Origin of the sequence: Plesiomonas sp., from assembly GCF_051650925.1 — a bacterium.
Classification (GTDB): Bacteria; Pseudomonadota; Gammaproteobacteria; order Enterobacterales; family CAMTGL01; genus Plesiomonas.
Genome location: NZ_JBOFRH010000498.1, coordinates 1 through 5,205 on the forward strand (window position 1 = coordinate 1; position 5,205 = coordinate 5,205).

At 46.8% G+C, this 5,205-nt stretch carries 5 protein-coding genes; all 5 read left to right on the forward strand.

Going from position 1 to position 5,205, the window contains the following annotated elements:
* Window positions 1-1,814: efflux RND transporter permease subunit (locus ACRC27_RS11980; RefSeq protein WP_438639970.1), on the forward strand; the 1,814-nt coding region annotated here is incomplete at its 5' end.
* Between the two features lie 202 nt (window positions 1,815-2,016).
* Entirely contained in the window at window positions 2,017-3,618 is a 1,602-nt protein-coding gene (locus ACRC27_RS11985; RefSeq protein WP_438639971.1) for a peptide ABC transporter substrate-binding protein, read from the forward strand.
* Between the two features lie 324 nt (window positions 3,619-3,942).
* Window positions 3,943-4,404, forward strand: coding sequence for a GyrI-like domain-containing protein (locus ACRC27_RS11990; RefSeq protein ID WP_438639972.1), 462 nt, complete (start codon window positions 3,943-3,945; stop codon window positions 4,402-4,404).
* Between the two features lie 49 nt (window positions 4,405-4,453).
* Window positions 4,454-4,606, forward strand: coding sequence for a leader peptide SpeFL (gene speFL / locus ACRC27_RS11995; protein WP_438639973.1), 153 nt, complete (start codon window positions 4,454-4,456; stop codon window positions 4,604-4,606).
* Window positions 4,607-4,966: 360 nt separating this feature from the next.
* Window positions 4,967-5,205 (forward strand): Orn/Lys/Arg decarboxylase N-terminal domain-containing protein (locus ACRC27_RS12000; RefSeq protein ID WP_438639974.1); only part of this gene is annotated, 239 nt, incomplete at its 3' end.

The following is a 5,205-nucleotide window of genomic DNA, read 5'->3' on the forward strand; positions in this document are numbered from 1 at the left end:
CCACCACTGCGGTTCTGGTTGCCGTGTTTGTACCTGTGCTATTTCTGACCGGCACTGTCGGGCGTATTTTTGCTGAGTTTGCCATGCTGCTCAGTGCGGCAGTGGTCTTTTCCAGCATCATTGCCCTGACCCTGACACCGGTGATGTGCGCAAAACTGTTACGCCCGCAGATGCCACAAAACTGGCTGACCCGTTCATTTGGGCAGGCGGTGAACTGGTCATCGGCGCAATACCGCCGTTCACTGCAAATTACCCAACGTCAGCCGTGGTGGGCACCGGTGGTGATGTTACTGTTGATTGGTGGCTGTTATCTGTTGTACCAGCAGATCCCTCAGGCACTGACACCTAAAGAAGATCGGGGCAGTATTTTTGTGATGACCCGTGCCGCTGAAGGGGCAGGCCCAGAGCTGATGCAGCGTAATATGATCGAGCTAGAGCAGCGCTTACAACCGCTATTGGATCAGGGCATTGCAGAGAATATCACCGTACGTACCCCCGGCTTTGGCGGTGGTGTGAATAGCGGTATGGCGATGATCACCCTAAAACCGTGGGATCAGCGCAGTAAAAAAGCCGAAGACTTGGTTGGGTTTATCGCTAAAGCGACCGGCGATCTTCCGGGTATGCGCATCGTACCGGTATTGCCGTCTAGCTTACGTGGTGGCTCGGATAATCCGGTGCAATTTGTTCTCGGCGGGCCAGATTACGAACAACTTAAAGGGTGGATAGAAACGCTGCAAAAGGCTGCTCGCGCTAATCCGGGGCTGACCGATATCGATATTGATTACCGTGAAACCACCCCTGAGATGATACTTGAAGTTGATCGCGCACTGGCAAACCAACTGGGGATTTCGGTATCCGATATTGCCAGCACGCTGCAAAGCGTACTGGGTGGCGATAGCGTGACCACCTTTGCCAAAGATGGCGAAGAGTTTGATGTTTACCTGCGCGGTCTCAAGCAAAATTTCCGAGGGGTTGAAGACTTGGCCCAGATTTATCTGCGGGCAAAAAATGGCCAGTTAGTGTCAGTGTCAACCCTGATCAGCGGGCAGGAAAAAGCCTCTGCATCAACCTATTACCACTATAACCGCAACAAATCGATCACCTTATCGGCCAACCTTGCCGCAGGGTATGATCTTGGTCAGGCGCTTGATTACCTTGATGAACAGGCGCGTACTTTATTGCCTCCGCAGGCGATTATTGACTACAAAGGTGAATCACTCGAATACCGCACCAATCAGGGTAATATCATGTTCGCTTTCGGCATGGCAATGGTGGTGGTTTATCTGTTCCTTGCTGCACAATTTGAGAGCTTTGTGCACCCGTTTGTAGTGATGTTGACAGTCCCACTGGGTATTGCTGGCGGCCTGTTTGGTTTGTGGGTTACTGGTATGTCGCTCAATATCTACAGTCAGCTTGGGCTTATTATGTTAGTCGGGCTGGTGACTAAAAACGGTATTTTGCTGGTCGAATTTACTAACCAATTGCGAGATAACGGCTACCGTTTTGCTGATGCAATATTAGAGGCTGCTGAAAAGCGTTTTCGTCCAATCATGATGACCGCGCTTACAGCCATCATCGGGGGCATCCCGCTGATTGTTGCCAGTGGTGCGGGCGCGGAAGGGCGGCAGGCAATTGGTATTGTCGTGGTCTTTGGTATGAGTATCGCACTGGTGTTGACCTTGTATATCGTACCGGCTATGTATGCGCTGTTAGCACGAAACACTGACTCACCAGATGCCGCAGGCCATGCACTGGATCAAGCTTTGCAGGAGGATGCTGTGCGCGAGAAAACCATCCCCTCATCGGTGGTCTGAGCCATGTTGCCATCAGCATAAACAGTAACGTCAGTTGCAACATCAACAAAAGCCTGCTCTTTTCCGAGCAGGCTTTTTTTCTGACTGTATGATCGTGTAAAGCAAATGCCGTGTTTTGCTAGCCTGATCCAAAACTGGGTAATTGGCGGCGATTAAGTTATCGCTCATCCATAAAATGAAGGCTTTTCAGGGAGGAGATGCAATGAACACAACGTTTGGCATGCTTTTGGGGGTAATGTTGCCCCTGTGCGCGGTTGCCGCAGATGTTCCTTTGGGCACCGACCTTGCCAAACAGCAAGTGGTTGTGCGGGCTAATGGGAAAGATCCTTCCATGCTCGATCCTAATATCGCCGATGCAGATTTTGCCACACAAGCGGTGCTTTCTGATCTGTTTGAAGGCTTGGTGCAAGAGGGGGATAACGGCGAAAATATACCGGCGCAAGCCGAACGCTGGATCACCTCACCGGATGGCAAATCGATGACATTCTGGCTGCGTGAAAATGCCCATTGGTCAGATGGAACGCCGGTAGAGGCGGCGGACTTTGTGGCCGGATGGCAGCGTGCAGTTAACCCGAAAACCCGCTTGAGTAACCGAAACTACATGGCTGAAGCGGGGATTGCCAATGCCGATCTGATTGGGCGCGGAAAACTGAGCCCAGATAAACTGGGTGTCAGTGCATTAGAGCCAAAAGTGCTGCAAGTGACCTTTGATAAACCCATGCCGTTTTTTATGTCAATGCTCTCATTACCGGCCTTTATGCCGGCGCCGCAGCAACAACTCAAGCAGGGTATCAGTTACCCGCAAGCGCCGTTTCTCAGCAACGGCGCATTTATGCTGGCAGAGTGGGCGAATGGAAAATCATTACGTCTGAACAAAAATACACACTATTGGGATAGCAGCAAAACCGTGCTGACCAGTGTCATTTACCTGCCAAAACCGTTTGTTAAAACGGATATTGCGCACATTGATGATGGCCAGTTGCACATGACTGACAGCATACCCGCAAGCCAGTATCGGGCGATTCAAAATAGCGTGCCTGAATCACTGCGGCCCTTTAATTTGCTCGGGTTATACCAGTTAAGCTTGAATAACCGTCGCCCGCCGCTGGTGGATAAGAATGTGCGTCAGGCGCTCTCTATGGCGGTTAACCGAGAATTAGTTACCGATACGCTCAGTGGTCAGCTGGTGAAACCGGCTTATACGGTGATCCCTGATAATGTGCCGCAATACCTTCCGGTTAGCGTTGAATTTGCCAATGATCCGTTCCGTTTACGTCAGGATCAAGCGCGTAAACTGCTGGCGCTGTCCGGTTTTACGCCGGATAACCCGCTGCAAATCACCCTGTCATACCGCGATGATGATGAACAAGAGCGTCTGGTCAACTCGGTAGCCTCAATGTGGAAAGTGATCGGCGTAAAAGTTGAGATGAACCGCCTTACTGATCCCGCTTTTCGGGCTACACGCTACACCAACCACTATGATGCAGTTGCCACCTATATTTATGGTGACTATAACGAACCCTCAGCACTATTGAATGATTTTCGCTGTTACAGCTCGGCCAACCTCAGCGGTTATTGTAATAAAGAGTTTGATCTGATTTTAGATAGTGCACAATCGGCTACCGCCGATAAGCGTGGTGTATTATACCGCCGCGCAGAGGAGCTATTATTAACCTCTACACCACTGGTTCCGGTATTTCACGATACGAAAACTCGCTTAGTCAGTGCCTCGTTACAAGGGTTGCCGCAAGTTAGCCCACGCGGTATTGTGCTAAGTAAGAATTTGTATCTCAGTGCATATTAGTATTGTTTAGGCTGTTTATTTTTCAGGGGGGATTATTCCTCTCTGAAATTGACGCAAATTATTGAATTCCTCTCTAATCAATACGAATTTAATGATTGTTTTTGCTGATTATTTCAGGCGGTAATCTTGTTTGTTGATTCGTATTTAAATACACTCTTTTGTCCGTTTTCTTTATTCGTGATGCGATTCACAGCCGCTGTAAATGTTGAAAGCAATCGGTAGGAAAGTGATCGTCATCAAATTAATTGGGTTGGTAACGCGTAATATACTGCGGTAGTGCACAGAACAGCATGCCGTGTACAGTGCGTATAAAAGGTAGGGCGTATGCCAGTACAATCAGATTTTCGCATTGAGCATATCAATGAAATGTTTCTAATGGGTATTCGTAAAACGCATGCATTGGCAACATTGGCTGAGACGATCCCCGCGCAGTGGGTTGCGTTCAACAAAATAGGTGATGCTGCGCATGATAAGGAAGTAGCATATGGTGTTATTTGTAGCGCAAGCCAGCATGAAATAGAGTACATGTGTGGAATAGAAGTGCCCTCTTTACAATACGTGCCTGAACATATGGGAAAGATTATTATCCCTAAACAAAAATATGCTGTTTTCGTACACCAAGGGCATATTTCAGAAATCGGCAATTCATGGAGTGATATACTCAACTGCCGTATGCCAGAGTTAAAACTGGAAGATGCATTTACACCGAGCTTTGAGCGTTATGGTAAAGAGTATAATGTGGCTACAGGGTTTGGTGATGTTGAAATATGTTGTCCCATTAAATAGATATTTATTTGGTTTAATATCAATATTGGTTTAACTGGCATGGTATAGTATGTACTTTTATTATCAACCTATTGTGAATCACAGGTGTTCAGGAGGGGATGTGAAAGGGTTATCCATCATGAAACATATCCGCCGGACAAGGCATTTAATGATGCCTGTATACCGGAGCTACTTTTCATTTGCATTTTTCATTTGCAGGTAATACTTCAGAATATTGATAAGAAGCCAGGTGCTGATTATCGTGTGTCATATTATATTTCTTGGGCTTGTTGAATAAAATCTATTCATCGAGGCTGCTGGCGACATAATAAATAACATCCGCTAACTCATCGCGTTTGTCATGTATTTATGTGCGTAACTATATATACAGTGATGTATATGTAGTGATATATATGCAGAAATCACCGAGTCAATATGACACATCACAATATTCTTACACGCTGGCGTAATACTCATCTGCGGCATATGTTCTTCTTTTGATTGTTCATTGAAATGAGCAAGAGGGCATTTGTCTATATTTTTAAATATCATGATTTTTAAAAATCATACGGTTAATAATACTATGAAATCCTTAAAAATAGCGGCCAGTGAAAGTACATTATCCTGCTTTGATAGTGAACGTGAAATTACCTCACTAGAGCATACCGATTTTTCTGATATTGGCGCAGTGGTTGTCTCTATCGATGATATTGAACATGGCATATTAGATAAGTTGCACCATACAGGTTTAACTATTCCGGCATTTGCGGTGGTGCATGAAGGGCAAGAGCTGACTACTGATGCATTGCCGCAGGTTCACGG